Raw genomic sequence first — 17,591 nt, 5'->3', positions numbered from 1 at the left:
GTGGGTGGAAAGAAAGGAAACAGCGTCAGGTGATGCTGATCGTTGGCGTTTGGGCCAATCGCTCGGCGACGCGCCGGCGCAAATTCATGCGGAATGGCTCGTCGCTGACGCCCGCCAGCAGATTGATGGTCTCCAGCGCGATCAGGGCCGAGGCCTCTTCGATGTCGGCGGCCACAATGGCCTTGCGCAATTGGTCGCCGAGCTGGAGGGCCTGGGAGGAGGAGCTGATGACGCGGACCTCGCGGCTCAGGTAGCAGCCGCTGCCGCCGAACTCGAACAGCCGCGGCTTGCTGCAATACCAGCATCCCTCGAACTGGATGGCGGTCAGGTGGTGGCCGTCATCGAACCGGGTGGCGATCAGAAACAATGCGTCGAGATCGGCGGTGTCCTCGAACGAATGACGCTCGATCAAGTTCCCCAGCTCTTCGTCCTCGTCGGCACCGAAGTGCACGGCGAGCAGTTCGAGCAGCGGCGGGATCGACAAACCTTCGTCGTCCGGCATCGGAATGCCGAGTTGCGTGGCCAGGTCTTCCTGGCCATCGAGCACGTCCGGCCATTGCGGATTGGTGGTCTCGGCGATCTGGGCGATGTAGGCCTGCCCGTTGCCGGGGTGGCTCTCGTCCAGCGCGAAGGCGCCGAACAGCGCCTGGATGACGGGGGTCACACGGTCGAGCACGAGAACGCCGGTGGCTTCGTAGTAGTTGTTGGCCATGAAGGCTCCTTTCGATGAATGAACGGAGCCAGCCCTTGCGGACGATGGCAACCGCAGGGGAACCGCCTAATGCCGGAGGGCACTGGGCGGGGAGAAAACGCGAGGGACATGGCCTCGAACGAGGCACATGTCCCTCATGGGGTCGCGTGAACGCAGTGATGAAGATGTGCCGGGGACCGGCTCACCAACCGTTGTAGTTCAGCAGCAGGTCGGCGATCACCTGGCGACGTGGCAGATCGAGGCCGTCGAAGTCCGACAGCCCGTTGAAGTGGCAGCGCTTGAGCATGGCACCGCCCTCGCGCGCGTTGTAGAAGCTGACCATCGCGGACAGGAACATGCGTTCCCCGCTGCTCAGGACGCCGAGGGCATCATTGAGGCGCAGCATGTCGGGACGCAGATCCCACTTGCTCTTGGCCTGATTCAGACCTTCACGGGTGCCGTCGCCAAACCATTGCGGCCCAGCGATCTCGACACCACGCTTCCAGGCCTCGAAGAAGGCTTGGGGCGCGGCAGCGAAATGCTGCTCTTCCCGCATGATCTGATCGACAACTTGCTGTGGCAGAAGCTGGTTCATGACGTGATTCCTCCAGTTGGATCAGGGAATGGCGAGCTGGGACCAGCCGCCTCTTTCGAGGGCACGTTGAGCTGCGGCATGGCTGCGGAAGTACTCACGAGATTCCCGCGAGACGGGACCTTCGGTATCGCGCGTGCCGATGTAGTGGCCGGCGGCGCTGTGCAGGACTTCGAGCGGCAGGAACTTGCCGCAGTAGGTCAAGGCCAATTGACCGAATCGGCCGAAAGAGGCTTGCTGGGACATGGATGGGCTCCTTGGAAAAGCGGGGCCCTGTCCCTCACGGGATGGCAGCTCCCGCACGCGGTTGAAAAAAAGCATCAGCGTCTTGGGAACGCGCGTCCGCGCAATGGATGCGATGCGGACTGGTGGGTTGCGCGGAGAGAACCCCGCGGCAGCCTGAAACCCTGGCTGCTGGCATGTGCTGACGAATCAGCGAACATGCGGGCAGCTTCGTGGGGGGGCCGCGCCACGTCAGTTGGAAATCCGCATCTGGTCCCGTCCCGATTGATGTGCGCAGGGACAAAGAAAAAGCCCCGCAACGAGTGCGGGGCGGTCATGACGGTGCGGTGAGGCTGGATCAGTGGGGCTTGTCGCCCAGGACATGCTGCTTCCAGATGGCGAATGCCTCGTCCGCTGGCAGCTCGGCCAGGATGACGATGGGCTGGTCCTGTCGGCTGCGCAGCTTTGCGAAATACGCTGCGCGGTCGGCAATGGCCTTGAGCTTGATGCCCTTGAGGAACAGCAGCCGGCCGTCCTTGATGAACAGCACCTTGTTGCCGATGTCGCGGTTGAACGCGGTGCGCAGCTTGCGCTCCGCGTGCATGGCATCGGCCAACTGGTCCACCAGGAAGTCGAGCGTCATGTCGATGAGAAGCGGCTCGTCGTCCTCGCGTTCGACGTCGAGCGATGCCGGCGGCAGGCTCTTGGCGAATTCCTCGGCCTGGGCCAGCAGCGCGGCCTGGCCTTGCAACGCGCGCACGAACGTCGAGCCGCCGTGTCCATCGTTGCGGGCTTCGGCGATGGGCCTGCCGTCGAACATGACGGTGGCGGTAAAGCACAGCGTTTCCTCGCTCGCGAAATCCGCGACCTTGAGGTTCTTGAGGGTGATGCGGTCTTGTCGGGTGATGGTGTCCATGGGAAGTCCTGATATCGACCGGGTTGACGACACGCCCCTGACGGGACGCGGCATACATCCCGTGGGTTGGAGGAAGGTGGCATCGATGCCCGGTGGGCAGCGTTCGCCGGAGAGATGCCGGGGCGAACTGGCGGGTGGCGTGGGCGGAACCCACGGCAGTCTGGACACCCTGGCTGCTGGCTGTTGCCGATGCGTCGGCAATGCAGGAGGGAGGATCGCGCGACCCGCCGGCCGCGTCTTGCATCAATCCGAAGCGATCGATCCCGTCTTGTGCAGGCACTGCGCCAGCCGCTGGCCTAGCCAAGCGACGCACGGCACGGCCATGGAGTTGCCGATCGCCTTGTAGCGCGGCGCGTCGGCGGCGGGCCTGCCGCGGTACGGGACCAGCGTGTAGTCGTCGGGCATGCCTTGCAGCCGCTCGCACTCCACAGGCATCAGCCGACGTACCCGCCACCGCGACCAGTCGCCCGGGCCGGGGTCGTTCCAGTCGTAGCGGAAATGTGCCTCGAAGTCAGGTGCCAGCACATGGGGCTTGTCGGCACCGCCGCTGCTGGCACGCAACGCGGTCGAGACGCCATCGCCCAGTTCGGCGGCCAGGCCTTCGGTGCGACCGCGCAGCGCCACGCCGACCACCATCGGCCGGCCCTGGCCCGGCTTGCCGCCACCCGTGGAGAGCGTCCCGGCAAGCTGGCCGTGGCCGGATTCCAGGCGCAGCTCGCCGCGCGAGTTCTGCGCGAACGCGATGGCCGGCACCACGCCGGCGTTCGCGTGGCTGAGGCGATGTCCGCCGGCACGCAGCGTCGGTGCATGGTTCGTCGTCGCGTCCGCCCCGCAGCCCTGTGCGGTGAAGGCGATGATCGGCACGCCCTTGCCGGTGCCGTCCTCGCTGCAGCCCTTGCCGCCGTTGGCGGTGCTGAGCGTGTGGCTGATGCTGCCCGCGATGGACTGCGCCACTAAGGTCTCGACCTCGAAGTCGTTCTTCGGGCCGGGCGCCGCGGTCAGGCAGGCCGCGACGTCGATGGGTCCTGCGGTGTTGCCCCCACCGAATCCGAACGTCACCGTGGCCTTGCCGTAGGGCTGCTTCAGTCCTGCATATCCAGAATACCCGCCTGCTGCCGCAGCGCCCGATCCAGCAGCGCCGGCAGCGTCTTGCCACGGCGCGAAGCCCGGCGAAGAATCCCAGCGCACGCCGTCGCACTCAAAAAGTACCTCGGCGGGATCGACGCCACCTCCACCACTTGCCACAAGAAACACGCGACGGCGCCGTTGGGCGACGCCGAAATGTTGAGCATCGAGCACGCGCCAGGCGATGCGGCGCCGGGGTCCAGACACACAACCTGCGTGCGCCCATTTTTGCCCTGGCGGTTCGAGCGCACGGCTTTCTCCGGCCAGTGCTCCCAGGAAGTGCCCGAAGGCGTTGCTGCGGTCGCTGAGGACGCCGGGGACGTTTTCCCAGACGAGCGTTGCCGCCGGGCGGCGGTCTTGGTGGCGGGTTTGGTCGATGGCATTTGCAAGCTCCACATAGGCAAGGGTCAAGGCACCACGGGGGTCGTTCAGCCCCTGGCGCGCGCCGGCCACGCTGAACGACTGGCACGGCGTGCCGCCGACCAGGATGTCGGGCGCAGGAACGGTGCCGGCGCGGACCTGGCGGGCGATCGCGGTCATGTCGCCCAGGTTGGGCACGCGGGGGTAACGGTGGGCGAGCACAGCGCTCGGGAACGGCTCGATCTCGGCGAACCACGCGGCTTCGAGGCCGAGCGGTTGCCAGGCGAGGCTCACGGCCTCGATGCCGCTGCAGACGCTGCCGTAGAGCAGCGGCGTATTGCGCGGCGGTGCGCAAAGATTCGGGTGCATGTCGGTCTCCTGTTCGTATGGCGCAGGGCCATCGCCCTGGCCGGGGCGTTGAAAGGCAGGAGAAAGGCGCCGAAGGCCCCAGGGGCCTTCGGCTCGGGAGGAAAGAAGAACCACCCGTGGGCTGATTGGCAGGCCCGGTCGTCGCTAGAACCGTCTGCTCATCCAGCAATCACACCCGGCCCATGTCGTGGCTGGGGCCGGCATCGTCTGGCGCACATCCGCGCACAAAGGGAGCCCGTTTTTGCGCCGGCGGGCACCGGCACCGAATACCGCTGACCGCGAAGGGTCTCCGGGTGGCTCGCACAGGCAAGCCATCGGGGGACCCTTCGCAGAGGGCGGAAGGAATGCAGACGAGGAGAACGCGCGGGGTGCGGTTCGCGGAGAAGCCACCTTCAGGTCCCACGGCCGGGGACGGCCGGACGGGACGCGCACACGGATCAAGAAGGCGTTGCGCGCTGGGCGTCCCGCAGGGCATGCGGGACACGGGCCACGCCGCCGATGGCGGGCACGGCTCACGGGGAACGGGGTCGGTCAGGCGCCCTTGCGGCCGCTCTTGCGTGGACGCGAGGCACCACGCCTGGACGTGCCGGTCTCCACCGGCAGCGTGCCTTTGCAGTCGGGGTAGTGACTGCACGACCAGAACGGGCCGCTCTTGCCGGTGCGCTGGCGCGTGGGTGCGCCGCACTGCGGACAAGCCGGCCCGTGGGGAATCTTGATGGACAGGGACGTGGTGCTGTACTGCGCGATCAACTGCGAAATCCAGGCGGCCTGCTTGCCGATGAACACGTCCAGGGTGAGTTGTCCGCCCTCGATCATGTCCAGCGCCTGTTCCCAGACGGCGGTGGTGCCGGGGTCGGCAATCGCCGCGGGCACGGCGTCGATCAGCGTGAACGCCGCATCCGATGCGCGGATGGAGCGCCCCTTCTTCACGATATAGCCGCGGGCGATCAGCCCGCTGATGATGTTGGCCCGCGTCGCCTCGGTACCGATGCCCGTCGTGTCCTTCAGCTTCTGCTTCAGGCGCGGGTCAGTCACGAAACGCGCAACACCCTTCATCGCCTTGACCAGTTCGCCCTGGGTATAGGGCTTGGGTGGCATCGTCTTGAGTGCCTTGATGTCGGCCCCGGCGATCTGGCATGCCATCCCTTCGCGCAACGCGGGTAGTACCTGGCTGCGTGCAGAGGCGTCGCCGTCCTCATCAGCTCCGCCTTCAAGTTCGGGCTCGGCCAGCACCAGGCGCCAGCCCTTGACGACGACCTGCTTGCCCGTGGCCACCAGCTTCTGCTGGCCGCAGGAGAGATCCGCCACGGTGCGGTCGAACCCGTGGTGCGGGAGGAACTGGGCCAGGTAATGTGCCCGGATCAGCCGGTACACCGCCCGTTCCTTCTCGCTCATGGCGGAGAGATTCGCGGGTTCGAGCGTCGGGATGATGCCGTGGTGCGCCGTCATCTTGCCGTTGTTCCAGGCGCGCGAGCGCTGGGTGCGGTCGAGCTGGCCCATGATCTGGGCCAGCGTGGGATCGGTCTTGAGCAGGCTGTCAAGGACCGTGGGCACTTCGGCGAACATGCTTTCGGGCAGGTAGCCCGAATCCGAGCGCGGGTACGTCGTGGCCTTGTGCGTCTCGTACAGGGCCTGGGCGATCTCCAAGGTTTCCTGCACGTCCAGCCCAAGCTGCTTGGAACAGACTTCCTGCAAGGTGCCCAGGTCGAACAGCAGCGGCGGGCCTTCGCGCACGCGCTCGGTCTCGACCGACACCACCTGGGCACTGCCCGCGGCGCGGATCTGCTGCGCGGCCTGCTGTGCGACGGGCTGCTGCAGGCAGCGGCCGGCGGCGTCGGTGCTGGCATCGGGTGCCACCCACTGCGCGGTGAACGTCTGACCGCCTGCGGACAGGGACACGTCGATGGCCCAGTACGGCACGGACACGAAGGCCGCGATCTCTCGGTCGCGGTCCACCACGAGTTTGAGCGTCGGGGTCTGCACACGCCCGACCGACAGCACGCCGTCGTAGCCGGCCTGCCGCCCGAGCACGGTGAACAGCCGGCTGAGGTTCATGCCCACAAGCCAGTCGGCGCGCGAGCGCGCCAGCGCCGAGTAATACATCGGCAGCGTCTCGGCCGAGGGCCGCAGCTTGGCGAGCGCGGTGCGGATGGACGCATCGTTGAGCGCCAACAGCCACAGCCGTTCGATGGGGCCGCGGTATCCGCACAGGTCGATGATCTCGCGGGCGATCAGTTCGCCCTCGCGGTCGGCATCGGTGGCAATGACGAGATGGGTCGCCTTCGCCAGAAGCGCTTTGACAACCTTGAATTGCATGGCGGTCTTCGGCTTGACCTCGACCCGCCACTGCTGGGGAATGATGGGCAACTGCTCCAGCGACCAGCGCTTAAGCGCCGCGTCATAGACCTCGGGTGCTGCCGCTTCGACGAGATGGCCGATGCACCAGGTAACCGTGACGCCGGAACCGTTGAGGCAGCCTTCACCGCGCTGCGTGGCGCCGAGAATCCGGCCGATGTCTTTGCCCTGGGAGGGCTTCTCGCACAGAAACAGCCGCATGTCCGTCCATCCGCTTCCCGTTGTTCATGGAGTTGCTGGGATCGAGGATGCCGAGCGCCTGTTGGGGCAGCAGCAAACAAGCCGCATGCGGCGGCGACCGCTTTCACGAGATGGGATGGCTGCGGCGGGGATGGCGTGCGGCCGGCGATGTGCGAGTCGGGAGCCGCGATGTTCGGGAGCGCGTGGAAGCCGGTGGACGCTGGTGGCGCTATCCCCTGGGGATAGCTCGCGAGGACATGGGGGGCGGCAACGTACTGCGGCCGCCCCCCCGCCGGATCACTTCCTGCGCTTGGGCTCCTTCGGCGCAGCCGGTTCCTGGGCGGCCTGGGGCTTGGGCTGCGCGTCCTGTGCGGTCTCCTGCGATTTGGGGCTCAGGACGACGGACTCGATGCGGAACGGCAGGATGCCGACGCTGCGTGCGTTGATCTGCCAGGTCTCGCGCGGCTGATCCTCGTTGTCCGTCCAGGGTTCGCGCTCCATGCGGCCGACAACCAGCACGCGCATGCCTTTCTGGTAGAGGTCCTTCCAGTGCGCGGCGTCGCGGTGCCAGATTTCCACCGGCGCCCAGAAGCCGCCGCGATCCTCATAGTCGCCGCCCTTGGTGGGAACGGGGTTGTCGAAATACACGTTCAGCCGCAACAAGCGCCGCGGTTCGTCGTTGCCGTTGGGGAACTCCCGGTACTCGGGGGGCGAGCCGATGTTGCCTTCGCCCGAAAAATGCGTGCTCATGTTGCAATCTCCTTGGTGGTTGAAATACCCGCACCTGGTCGGCGCCGGGCGCGTGCTGGGATGCCCGGCGCAATCACCGATCGCGCATTGCGGCGGGAAAGGACGTGAGCCGGCGCAGGTAGGCGTCTTCCGCCTCGGCGGCCTTGCTGGCGCACTCCTGCGCCTGCTTGCCCAGGGTGTGCAACAGGCTGATCTGCATGTTCAGCGTGATGCGCTGCAGCTCGATCGCGTGCAGGTCGGCCAGCAGGTTGACCGGCGTGCTGGTGCTCGCCATCAGCTCCTGCCACAGGGCCACGCCCATGGCCGAGCGGTCGTGCCTGCGCCAGCGCAGGAACGTCGTTCCCGCGCCAGTGGTCTGCTGGGCCAGTTCCACGGGCAGCAGGTGGAAGGGATGCCCACTGGCCTGTTGCAGCACTTGTCGCTGCGCCAGGCCGATCAACTCGTCGCGCATGGCGAAGCACTGGCCGGCCCAGGCCTCCAAGTCCCCTTTACCTTTAAAAGGCTTTAAAAGGCCTTTTAGAGAGGCCGCGTGTTCCAGGCGCATGAAGGCTCCCTGTTGCAGGCCCCGGAAGTAGCGGGTCGGCTGGTTCAGATCGCTCATGCGGATTCGTCCTCGCCGGCAGTGGCTGCGTTTTCGGATGGGTCGGCAGCAGCGGCCGCATCACCATCGACGCTGGTAGCGGCTGCGGCAGGACTCTCACCGCGCTGTTGCAGACCACGGCGCACGATGGGTGGCGCAAACTTCGAGCGGCGCGTGCCTTCGAGCACGTCCTGCGGCAACTCGCCGAACTTCTCCAGCGCGGCCCGCGCTGCGGCATTCTTCGCCGCGAAATCGTCGCGGGTGCAGCCCGAATAGCGATACTGCTGGGCCAGCGAGAACAGGCTGCGCAGCGCGTGCGCGCCCTCGTTGAGCCAGCGCTCTAAGGTGCTGCGGTCGATCAGCGCGGTGTGGTGGGCGAGGATCAGCTTGCGCGCGATGTCGTCGTAGTCGGCCAGGAGATAGACAGCGGCAAAGCCCAACTGCGCATTGACGAACAGCGGCAGCTTGACGGGCTGCACGTTGAGGTTCTCGCCCAGGGTCAACGCGGCGGGCACGCCGGCCAGGGCCTGGTCCACCTGTTCGCGCAGCGTCTGCAGCGTGGTCTTGGTCTGGTCGAGCTTGTCCTCGATGCGCAGCATCCACCAGTCGCTGTACGGGTCGTCCTGCTCCGAGCCGCGCTTCATTTTGTTCATGACGGCGATGTAGCCGTTCAGGCCGACGATGCCCGGTCGCCCCTCGGCGGCGGCGCGGCCATGCCAGATGCGCGAGGCGTGGTGGGTGTGCAGCGTCAGCGACATTGCGCTGCGCAGGGAGCCGAGGTTGAGTTGCAAAGGTTCGTTGTTGGTTGCCATGGTGTCCGCTCGTTGTGGGAAAAGGAGCGGCCAGCTTCGGCAGGAAGCGGAAGGCAGTCAGTCAACAAACCGAAACCCGCAAGGCCCCGGTTCAAGGCATTGCGGCTACATTCCGCGCGAGCTATCCCCAGGGGATAGCTCCATGGAGCGCCAAGGAAGCCTGTGCGCCGCGACCAGAGCGGACAACGCCGATGCCGCGGCCGATGCCCGATGCCGGGCCTGGGCCTGGCCCTGGACCTGGTCGGCGTCGTGTCCAACCGCTGAACTATCCCCAGGGGATAGCTCCACTGGCGGCCATCAGCATCCACTTCGCCGCCTGACCGGATCACTTGCTGGCGAGCAGATTGCGCAGCCGCTCGATGTGCTGCTTGGCGACTTCCGGCGGCACCGGCTTGCTGGGCGGCTGGGGTGGCGGTGCGGGTGGTGGCCGCTTATTTGGCGGAGTGGATGCTGATGGCGCGTCTTGCTTGGCCCAGGCGTTGAACTCACCGTGGATGGCGCGCTGGATGATGCCGAACAGATACCCCGCAGGATTGCGGATGCCATGGCTGCTACATCGTGTGGCCCATTCGTCCAGCACGGCCTGTCTCAGCGAGGCATCGACCTGCTGCAATGCCACCCTGGCACCTGTCTGCTGTTCCGCCTTCAGTTCCGTGAAGCGCTTGGGCCATTGCAGATCGCCCAGCGCGCGCGCCTGCGCGGTAGTACGTACTTCATTAATACAACTACTACGTACTGTACGGGCCTGCTTCGGATTCCGAAGAGCGCCGTCTGGCGCGGGTTTCAGCCCTGCTTCGGAATCCGAAGACGGGTCATCAGCATTCCGAAGAAGGCTCGAAGCCCCTTCTTCGGAATCGTGGACGGCATCCTCCTGTGGATAACTTCCGGTGGTCAGGATGTCCTGGCTGGCGAGGCGTTCGGCCAGGATCTGCAGCCGCGACGGCAGCGTGCGGCCGGACAGCAGCGGGTCTTCTGCGATCTCCCTGAGCGTGTTCAAGCCGACCATCTGGACGGCCTTGGCCGAATGGCCCAGGGACTGGCTGACCAGCGCGAGGTAGTCGGCGTCGAGTTGCATCGCCTCGAACGGCGTCAAGGGTTCGTCGTGCAGGACGTAGAGGTTGCCGAGGATGCGGCCGGTCTTGGGGTCGCGCCGTCGTCGCACGAGGCTCAGCCATCGTGTCAGACGCAGCAGCGTCAGCGCCCGTGCCACGGTTTCGTGGGAGGCTTGGCCCGCGCAGGGCATGGATGCGAGCCAGGGCCGAAGCTGCTCATACGTCGGGAATGCCGTCACGCCGTCATCGTTGAGCAGCAGGCGGAACACCTGCCAGGCGTTTCGCTCCAGCGGCGTCAGGCGACGGTCGAGGAACAGCCGCCGCGGCACCGTCTCATGCCGATTGCCACTGAACAGGAAAGCATCGCCGGACGTAGGAGGCGTGGGCGTCGGAGCAGGCAGGGGCGCGGGAGCGCCAGAGCTGGGCTTGGGCGCGAGGTCCTTCAGCGCAGCGTCGAACAGGTCGGCGAGTGCGATGGGGCCTTGACGCGGGGCTCGTGGGGCGGTGTCGTCCACGGCCATGGCCTAGCCCAATCCCTGATCGACCCAGTTCCTGATCGCGGCCCAGACCACCGAGAGCGGCAGTGACATGCCCTCGGCCAGGTCCATGGCCGCATCGAGAATCGAGGTCTCGTCCTCCAGATCGACGTTTCTGGTGCTGGTGATGGCTTTCCAGCGCCGCCACAGTTCGGTGTCCTGGGTCTCGTCCAGGACGGGGTGGCGCCCCTTGCGCTTGGGCAGGCCAAGCACTTCCCGGCGCAAGGCGACCTCCTGGTGGGTCAAGCCGTAGAAGCGGCTCACCATTTCCGTGCTGGCACCCAGGCGCAACATGCGATCGACCGTGGCGATTTCCTTCTCCACGTCCTGCGCCTGCTTGAGCAGCCGCCGAAGCACTTCGCGGTTGACGGTCACCGAGCACCAGGAGACGTTGGCGTTGGCCAGCACGCTGATCAGCGCAGGATGCTTGAGGGCGTCCAGGTCTTCCTTGCCAAACCCCATCAGCTTGCAGCGGCGCAGTTGCCCATTGCGCAGGTCGTAGAGGGCCTGCGCGATGACGGCTTGGTTGAGTGGGTGTGGTGCGGACATGCTGGCCTCCCTTGCTCAGGTTCCAGAACCCGCGGCGTCGGCTTCCAGGTCGCGCAGGCGCCGGGCCAGCCGCAGCAGCCGGAACAGCTTGACCAGCGCGGTGTCGCTCAATCGACGGGCTCCGGTGCTGCCACTTTGGCCCTCGCCGTGAAGCAACCCCGGTAAGTCGATGACGATCTGCCCATCGTCCAGGCCGACGTCGGCGGGCTGCTGACCGGCCAGGCAGGCCAGCAGCGCGAGGACGGCAAGGCCACGCGGCGCTGGGGCCTGGGTGTGGGCATGGCATGCGAAGCCGATGCCGTCGGGGCGGTCTTCGATGCACTCGTCCAGCTCTGCCTCGTGCGCGATCTCGCGGGCGAACTGCGCGATGTGGATGCGCAAGCGGTCCGGCGTGTCCAGGCCGGGATCGATGTACCAGACATCGGAGATCGGATAGAGCCCACCGGCCTGCACCGGGATGGACTGCAGGACGCTCGCCGAAAAATCGGGCGGCAGCGCATCACCCAACTGATCGGCGAGCATGCGCTGGATGGACTGAAGCCGTTCGGTCGTCGGCGCCGGCGAGACGATGTGCTCGGCAAGTAGATCGCTAGCCGCCGTGGGGCTGGCCATGCCCGCCTGGTTGGCATCCGCGTCGCTCTCGCGCATCGAGGGGGCAGCCGCTGGCGGGTCTGCAGGCGGTGCAGGCATCGCGGCGGGCGGCGCGGTTACGGCTGGTGGACGCGCGACGGCCCCCGGATCAGGCAAGGCGGGCGGCTTCGAGGGCGGCGTCGGGTCGCTGACCAAGGCGCGTTGGCGGCTCTCGGATTCGGTCATGTCCAGGGCGAGTACGTCGTAGTCGATGCCCAGCAGTTCGGCCATCTGCCCGATCAGCTCGTCCTGCACGCGCTGCGCGGAGAATTCGTCGGCCTGAACATCAAACTGCGAAAGCACTTCCTGGAAGAAGTCGTCGAAGTCCTGAGCCAGAGAGCGGCCCTTGGCGTAGTGCTCCCAGGTGCGCTCGCTGGCCTTGCGCATGACCGACAGCCGTTCGACCTGGTGGCGCCCCAGTCCGGCATAGAGCACGGTCGGGATCGCCGGCAGCAGGTAGCGCACAGCGTCGGCCATCCGGCTGATGTGCGACTGCTGCACGGGGTATCCGTCGGCGGCCAGGCGGCGGGCCAGTTCGGACTGGCTCAGCGGGATGCCGCTTTCCAGCTCGTAGAACTCGCGCGCCTTCTCCACGCCCAGGGCTCGCTCGATGAAGGTGAGACCGCCGCGCAGTTCGTTTTCCGCGAGATGCCCGGTCAGCGCGACGATCTCGCCGCGCTCGGGCCACGGGCGGAACAGGCACGATATGCGGAAAAAGCGTTCGTCCTTGGTCTCCGACCACAGTTCACGCAGGATCGCCAGCCGCGTGTTGCCGCCGTTGCGGATGATGTAGTGGTCCTCGCCTGGACGCCGAGTGATGGCCGGCGCCGCATCCAGGCCACGCTCGCGGATCGATGCCTTGATCTCCTCGTAAGCGGGGTTACGCTTCTTGCGCGGGTCGTGGTCGTAGGGACGCAACTGGTCCAGCGTCACGACCATCGGCGTGTCCGCGATCGGGTCGCTCAGGGCCGTGGCCGAGGGGCCAACGCGCTCGAACCCGGCGGCGAGCAGCTTGCCGGCCATGTCCTGAGAGGTCATGTCAGCCATGGCCGCACCCCTCGCAGTCCCCGCGACCGCCGGCCAGCGCCATGCGGGCCTCTCGCTCGGCGCGGCGGATCTGCGCACGGGCGTTCAATTCGGCCCGGTGGTCGCTCGCGGTCGAGCTGGTGTAGATCGCCGCGCAGCCGGCCTTGGTGAACTTCAGGTGTCCTCCGGGCGTGCGCTTGACGTGCCAGCCTTCGCCCACCGCAAACTCGATCAGCGCGCGCAGCCGCTTGTGGCCGCGGGCCAGTTCATGTGCGTTCGCCATGGGGCCTCCCAGGATCAAGAGGTCGCTGCGGGCGGCCGGATACTTGAGCCAGTCGGTCCTGCCATTGCGGGAACAACTCGCTGGCGAGCGCGCGCATCGTGTCGAGCGCGGCAGGGGCGACTCTGCCGGCCGGCTGGCGGTGCTCGACCCGATGCACCGGCAGGCCGCGCGTCGCGGCGCGGGGATAGGCTTCGATGGCTGGCACGTCGGTGGCGAGCACGCGGATACCGGCATGGTCCTGGAACAGGTCGCGCAGGGCCTGCTGGATCAGCCGTGCATTGGCGGACACCGGATGGACGCGGTTGATGAGCAGATGCAGCGGCGGCGGCTCGATGCCCAGGTGCCGGTACGGCGCAATGTCTTCGAGCAACTGCATGGTGCCGCGCCGCAGCTCGCGGGCCGCGAGGATTTCCGGGGTCACGGGCGACAACGCTACGTCGGAGGCAAGCACTGCCATCTCCAACAGCACCGATCGCGCACCCTGGGTGTCGATCAGCACCAGGTCGTAAAGCGACGCCAGCGCCGGCAGCAGATGGCGCAGTCGCAGGCGCCCGTCCGGCGCGTGCAGCAGCAAGGTGTTCAGCTCGCCCCGGTGGTCATTGGAGAGCACCAGGTGCAGGCCCGCGATCATCGTGCGGGACACGAGCCGACCGAAGTCGCGCTCGTTGAAGGCCAACAGCTCGTTGAAGGCCAACAGCTCGTAGATGCCGCCGGGCGCGCGGTGCGCCAACTCGTAGTAGGAGGACAAGGTGGGCTGGACGTCGAGATCGAGCAGCAGCACGCGCAGCCCCGCGTCGGCGGCGAGCCCGCCCAGGTTGGCGGCCGTCGTGGTCTTGCCGACGCCGCCCTTCGTTGAAATGATGGATAAGACCTGCATGGCGCTCTCCGTGTTGGAATGGGAAGTCCGCGGGAGAACGGGTCAGGTCCGGTGGTTGAGGCGCTCGGCGATCCACTGGTCGATTTCGATCGAATCCCAGCCGACGGCGCGCACGCCCAGGCGCAGCGCCTGGGGAAACTGGCGCTTCTTCATCAGGTTGTAAATGTGGGCGCGTTTGAAGCCGGACTTGGCTTCGACTTCATCGAGGCGCAGGATGCGGCGCTCGTTCGGCGGGAGTACAGGTGTCTGCGACATGGCGGTCACTCCTGAACGCTCGGTGGCGTTTGTTGGCGTGACCTCTATTCAATAGACATGGCTACGGAAAGACATTGCAAATGCAATCTCCGCGATTGCACATACAAGCTGGAAAACCTCATTCACTTGCACTACGGACGTACTTCCTGGCGTTGGCGAACTTGCCGTTCAAGGTTCGCTCCGTGATGCCCATGGTGCCGCCGTAGTGCGCGACCAATGCCGAGACAAGAGCCTCCTGCGTTTTGAAGCTGGAGTAAGGCACGCCCGAAGGGGACTGGCCCAGCATCAGCGTCAGCATCCCGCCGATGATGTTGAGATACGTCGTCTCTGCGCGCTCGCTGATCTCGCATTGCTTGGACGCCAGCAGCACGGTGGACTGCTTGAGCAAGCTGTCGTGCTGCTCCTGCAGTTCCCGCATCTGGCGCCGGGCATGCTCCAGTGCGGCCTGAAGGGCCAACCGCTCAACCAGGATCGCCTGTCCTGTTTCTAAGGAGATGAAAGGATGCGCCATGCGTTCGCCACGGCTGAACAGGAACCGTGGGCGGTGCTCGGGATAGTGGGTGTGCATCCAGCGTTTCAGATCGACATGGCGAACGGTCAAGTCTGGCGCCTGCAGTATCTTCGGGTCATTGAGCGTGAGCCCGTTCTGGCCGTAGGGCAGCTCTCCGTTGAGGATGCCGTCGTAGATGCGCTCTGAGTACAGCCGGCACTCATTCCACCGCGGGCAGTTCAGCGATGGCGGCAGGAAACGCGGTGATGCGATGGTGGCCAGGATCATCGGCAGGTACCGCAGCAACCCGGCCCATCGGATGGCCGCTTCGATGGGACGATAGAACACCTTTGATGTTGGAATGTCCTTGTACATGTCTTCGTCTCCTTTCGGAAGCGCTACATCACCGGCTCCTTTCTTGCCCTGCCAGAGGCTGTAGTGTCGTTATGCCCCGCGACGGACGCCAGGGACGATGCCCTGAACGTAGGCGAGTGAGATGATTGGCATCCGCCGCAGGTGGCTTCGTCTTGCTCGGTGTGCAAGAATCGATTGGTTGCCGGCCCATCGAGCGATAAGGACGCAAGCTCGATATTGGCGCTCACGGTACCAGCGTCATGGGTGGCGCAAAGCCCATCAAGACCGATTCGATATGGTCTGATATCCCAGCAGTTTCCAAAGTAACAAGCAGCGGCATCTATTGCTCAGAGCGTAGGATTAAGAGAGCAAATCCGGTGATGTCATATCTGGCTGGGATGCTGATATAGCGAGATAGCATCACACAATGCGGTTCACCGCAGACTTGGCACTCTGCAGGCGGTTGATGGACTGCCTACAAGGAGAGCGGTCAATGTGGAGTGGCTGGCCCACTTGCTCCCCACCTCTACCTAATTGAGTGCTGAGATGACCGGCAGCGCCGCACGAGCCATTTCAACTAGGTCACGATCCTTGCGTGTTGGCTTGGCGGTCCGACCAAGGCTTCCGATATCGATTGGGGCTGATGGGTTGGTGCGGGAGTTGCTGTGAATTCCCTGGGCGCTGGGTGTCGAGCCGAGGTGATCTCGTCATTGCCTCGGAAGTGGACTTTGCGTAGTTTGTTCGTGATAAAATCCCGTGCGTTCATGTTGGGACTCGTTCGGGTGCGCTCGAACTAGGTTCCAGCTTTTTTAATTCAATGCTTTGGTCTGTCCATGACCCGTACCGCTTCGACCAACATCGCTCTGTGGTGGCGCTTCCAATAGGAAGCGGCATGTCGTCGCGGTCTTGACCGCACCTTGCCGTCGTACCGGCAGGCAAGGTTTCAAGAAGGCTTCCCCGGCACGGCGGCTCCAAACATAAGGAGATTGCCCGATGCCCATAGCTCCCCAGCTTCATCGTCGAACTGATGTTTCGCACGCTGCCTCGTCGCGAGGTGAGAGTGCGCTCGTCTTGTCGCTGCGCTCGGCCCAACAAGGTTGGGGCATGCGCGCCCTCAGCATAGTGCGTTGGCGTGCTTCGCGACTGCCCCCAAGCCTTGTTGCCGCCTGGTGCCAGCACTTGTTTGTGCTCTGTCCCAACGCAATCGACCGCCGATGTGTGTAATGAAGTGTGTAATGGCGGTCGTGTGTAATGAAAAAATCAAATAAAATCAAGGACTTATGATAATGAGACTCCTGATGGTCGACAACTACGACAGCTTCACTTTCAACATCGTGCAGTACTTCGGCGAGTTGGGCACCGAGGTGACCACCCTGCGCAACGACGAGGTGACCCTGGAGCAACTCGACGCCATGTTCCAGCGCGGCGAATTCGAGCGCCTGTGCATCAGCCCCGGCCCCTGCTCGCCGGCCGAGGCGGGCGTGTCGGTCGCCGCGATCCAGCACTTCGCCGGCAAGCTGCCCATCCTGGGCGTGTGCCTGGGCCACCAGGCCATCGGTGCGGCCTTCGGCGGGCCGATCGTCCGCGCGCAGACGCAGATGCACGGCAAGACCAGCCGCATCACCTGCGACCAGCAGGGCGTGTTTGCCGGGTTGCCGCGGCAGTTCACCGTCAACCGCTACCACTCGCTGGTGATCGACCGCGCCGCCGTACCCGATTGCCTGCAGGTGACGGCGACCAGCGAGGACGGCGAGATCCAGGGCGTGCGCCACAAGACGCTGGACGTGGAGGGTGTGCAGTTTCACCCCGAGAGCATCCTGACCGAGCACGGCCACGCGATGCTGAAGAACTTTCTCGACCGAGGCTGAACGAGCATGCCCGACCTGCACACCCTGTTGCTCTTCATCGCCGCCGGCCTGCTGCTCAACCTGACGCCGGGGCCGGACGTGCTGTTCGTCAGCGCCAACGCCATGCGCGCCGGCGCGCGCGCGGGCGTGGTGGCGGCGCTGGGCATCGCGGCCGGCTGCCTGGTGCACGTGGGCGCGGCGGCGCTGGGCGTGTCGGCCCTGCTGGCGGCCAGCAGCACGGCGTTCGGCGTGCTCAAGTGGCTGGGCGCGCTGTACCTGGGCTGGGTGGGCGTGCAGATGCTGCGCTCGGCGGTGCGACGAGGCGCTATTGAAACGAGAGCTGCCCGCGCACAACCCATGGGCTTTGGGAGCCCATTTGATTCAAAACTGCCCTTGACGACGGTGTTGCGCCGCGGCTTTCTCACCAACGTGCTCAACCCCAAGGTGGCGCTGTTTTTTCTCGCCTTCGTGCCGCAGTTCATCACGCCGGGCACGGCGCACACCGGCGGGGTGTTTCTGGCGCTGGGCCTGATCTTCACCGCCAATGGCCTGCTGGTCAGCATCGGCTGGGCGCTGGCCGCCGCCTGGCTGGGCGGCCGCACGCAGGCGCTGGCGCGCGTCACGCGCTGGATGGACGGCGTCGCCGGCGCCGTGTTCATCGCCTTCGGCGTCAAGCTGGCGCTGACCGAGGCGCCCGCCGCTTGAGAGGGCGGCGACTCACCGACTTCTGAATCCTGACC

Annotated in this window: 18 protein-coding genes; 2 read left to right on the top strand and 16 right to left on the bottom strand. The window is 65.8% G+C overall.

Annotation, left to right across the window (positions count from 1 at the left end):
* Positions 1-25 precede the first annotated feature (25 nt).
* The 16 genes from ACWHMB_RS17485 to ACWHMB_RS17410 all read right to left on the bottom strand — a co-directional run bounded on the left by ACWHMB_RS17485 (position 26) and on the right by ACWHMB_RS17410 (position 15,025).
* Complete coding sequence (locus ACWHMB_RS17485) at positions 26-712, bottom strand: hypothetical protein (RefSeq protein WP_060784113.1); 687 nt, start codon at positions 710-712, stop codon at positions 26-28.
* A 181-nt stretch (positions 713-893) separates the two neighbouring features.
* Positions 894-1,286, bottom strand: a complete 393-nt coding sequence (locus ACWHMB_RS17480; RefSeq protein WP_377483533.1) for a hypothetical protein — start codon at positions 1,284-1,286, stop codon at positions 894-896.
* Positions 1,287-1,307: 21 nt separating this feature from the next.
* Positions 1,308-1,529 (bottom strand): hypothetical protein, encoded by a 222-nt coding sequence (locus tag ACWHMB_RS17475; RefSeq protein ID WP_003120032.1) that lies wholly within the window; start codon positions 1,527-1,529, stop codon positions 1,308-1,310.
* Between the two features lie 334 nt (positions 1,530-1,863).
* Complete coding sequence (locus ACWHMB_RS17470) at positions 1,864-2,421, bottom strand: hypothetical protein (RefSeq protein WP_058064719.1); 558 nt, start codon at positions 2,419-2,421, stop codon at positions 1,864-1,866.
* A gap of 243 nt (positions 2,422-2,664) precedes the next feature.
* The gene (locus ACWHMB_RS17465) at positions 2,665-4,275 is read right to left on the bottom strand and encodes a DNA cytosine methyltransferase (RefSeq protein WP_377483535.1); all 1,611 of its coding nucleotides are present in this window, start codon (positions 4,273-4,275) and stop codon (positions 2,665-2,667) included.
* Positions 4,276-4,806: 531 nt separating this feature from the next.
* Positions 4,807-6,831 (bottom strand): DNA topoisomerase III, encoded by a 2,025-nt coding sequence (locus ACWHMB_RS17460; RefSeq protein WP_447648654.1) that lies wholly within the window; start codon positions 6,829-6,831, stop codon positions 4,807-4,809.
* Positions 6,832-7,107: 276 nt separating this feature from the next.
* On the bottom strand, positions 7,108-7,560 hold the full coding sequence (locus ACWHMB_RS17455) for a single-stranded DNA-binding protein (protein WP_003120036.1): 453 nt from the start codon (positions 7,558-7,560) through the stop codon (positions 7,108-7,110).
* Positions 7,561-7,633: 73 nt separating this feature from the next.
* Positions 7,634-8,161 (bottom strand): DUF3158 family protein, encoded by a 528-nt coding sequence (locus ACWHMB_RS17450; protein ID WP_377483541.1) that lies wholly within the window; start codon positions 8,159-8,161, stop codon positions 7,634-7,636.
* Positions 8,158-8,952 carry a PFL_4669 family integrating conjugative element protein gene (locus tag ACWHMB_RS17445; protein WP_187725685.1) on the bottom strand — a complete coding sequence of 265 codons (795 nt, stop codon included), beginning with the start codon at positions 8,950-8,952 and terminating at the stop codon, positions 8,158-8,160. Before ACWHMB_RS17445 ends, ACWHMB_RS17450 begins: the two co-directional genes overlap by 4 nt.
* A gap of 325 nt (positions 8,953-9,277) precedes the next feature.
* Positions 9,278-10,525: an STY4528 family pathogenicity island replication protein gene (locus tag ACWHMB_RS17440; RefSeq protein WP_279820353.1), complete on the bottom strand. Its 1,248-nt coding sequence runs from the start codon at positions 10,523-10,525 to the stop codon at positions 9,278-9,280.
* Positions 10,526-10,528: 3 nt separating this feature from the next.
* On the bottom strand, positions 10,529-11,089 hold the full coding sequence (locus tag ACWHMB_RS17435; protein WP_377483544.1) for a DUF2857 domain-containing protein: 561 nt from the start codon (positions 11,087-11,089) through the stop codon (positions 10,529-10,531).
* Between the two features lie 15 nt (positions 11,090-11,104).
* Positions 11,105-12,766, bottom strand: coding sequence for a ParB family protein (locus ACWHMB_RS17430; RefSeq protein ID WP_060784121.1), 1,662 nt, complete (start codon positions 12,764-12,766; stop codon positions 11,105-11,107).
* Entirely contained in the window at positions 12,759-13,028 is a 270-nt protein-coding gene (locus ACWHMB_RS17425) for a hypothetical protein (RefSeq protein ID WP_060784122.1), read from the bottom strand. Before ACWHMB_RS17425 ends, ACWHMB_RS17430 begins: the two co-directional genes overlap by 8 nt.
* Positions 13,012-13,905, bottom strand: coding sequence for a ParA family protein (locus tag ACWHMB_RS17420; protein WP_377483546.1), 894 nt, complete (start codon positions 13,903-13,905; stop codon positions 13,012-13,014). Before ACWHMB_RS17420 ends, ACWHMB_RS17425 begins: the two co-directional genes overlap by 17 nt.
* A 42-nt stretch (positions 13,906-13,947) precedes the next feature.
* Positions 13,948-14,160, bottom strand: a complete 213-nt coding sequence (locus ACWHMB_RS17415; RefSeq protein WP_003090093.1) for an AlpA family transcriptional regulator — start codon at positions 14,158-14,160, stop codon at positions 13,948-13,950.
* Positions 14,161-14,278: 118 nt separating this feature from the next.
* On the bottom strand, positions 14,279-15,025 hold the full coding sequence (locus tag ACWHMB_RS17410; protein WP_279820361.1) for a hypothetical protein: 747 nt from the start codon (positions 15,023-15,025) through the stop codon (positions 14,279-14,281).
* A gap of 1,265 nt (positions 15,026-16,290) precedes the next feature.
* Here ACWHMB_RS17410 and ACWHMB_RS17405 point away from each other — a divergent pair.
* Both ACWHMB_RS17405 and ACWHMB_RS17400 read left to right on the top strand, forming a co-directional pair.
* Complete coding sequence (locus ACWHMB_RS17405; protein ID WP_377483551.1) at positions 16,291-16,872, top strand: anthranilate synthase component II; 582 nt, start codon at positions 16,291-16,293, stop codon at positions 16,870-16,872.
* Positions 16,873-16,878: 6 nt separating this feature from the next.
* Positions 16,879-17,556: a LysE family translocator gene (locus ACWHMB_RS17400; RefSeq protein ID WP_377483553.1), complete on the top strand. Its 678-nt coding sequence runs from the start codon at positions 16,879-16,881 to the stop codon at positions 17,554-17,556.
* Positions 17,557-17,591: the final 35 nt, after the last annotated feature.

It is taken from the genome of Ottowia pentelensis (genome assembly GCF_964341695.1).
Note: the sequence above shows the minus strand (reverse complement) of the source record. Positions and strands in the feature narration are given on the sequence as shown.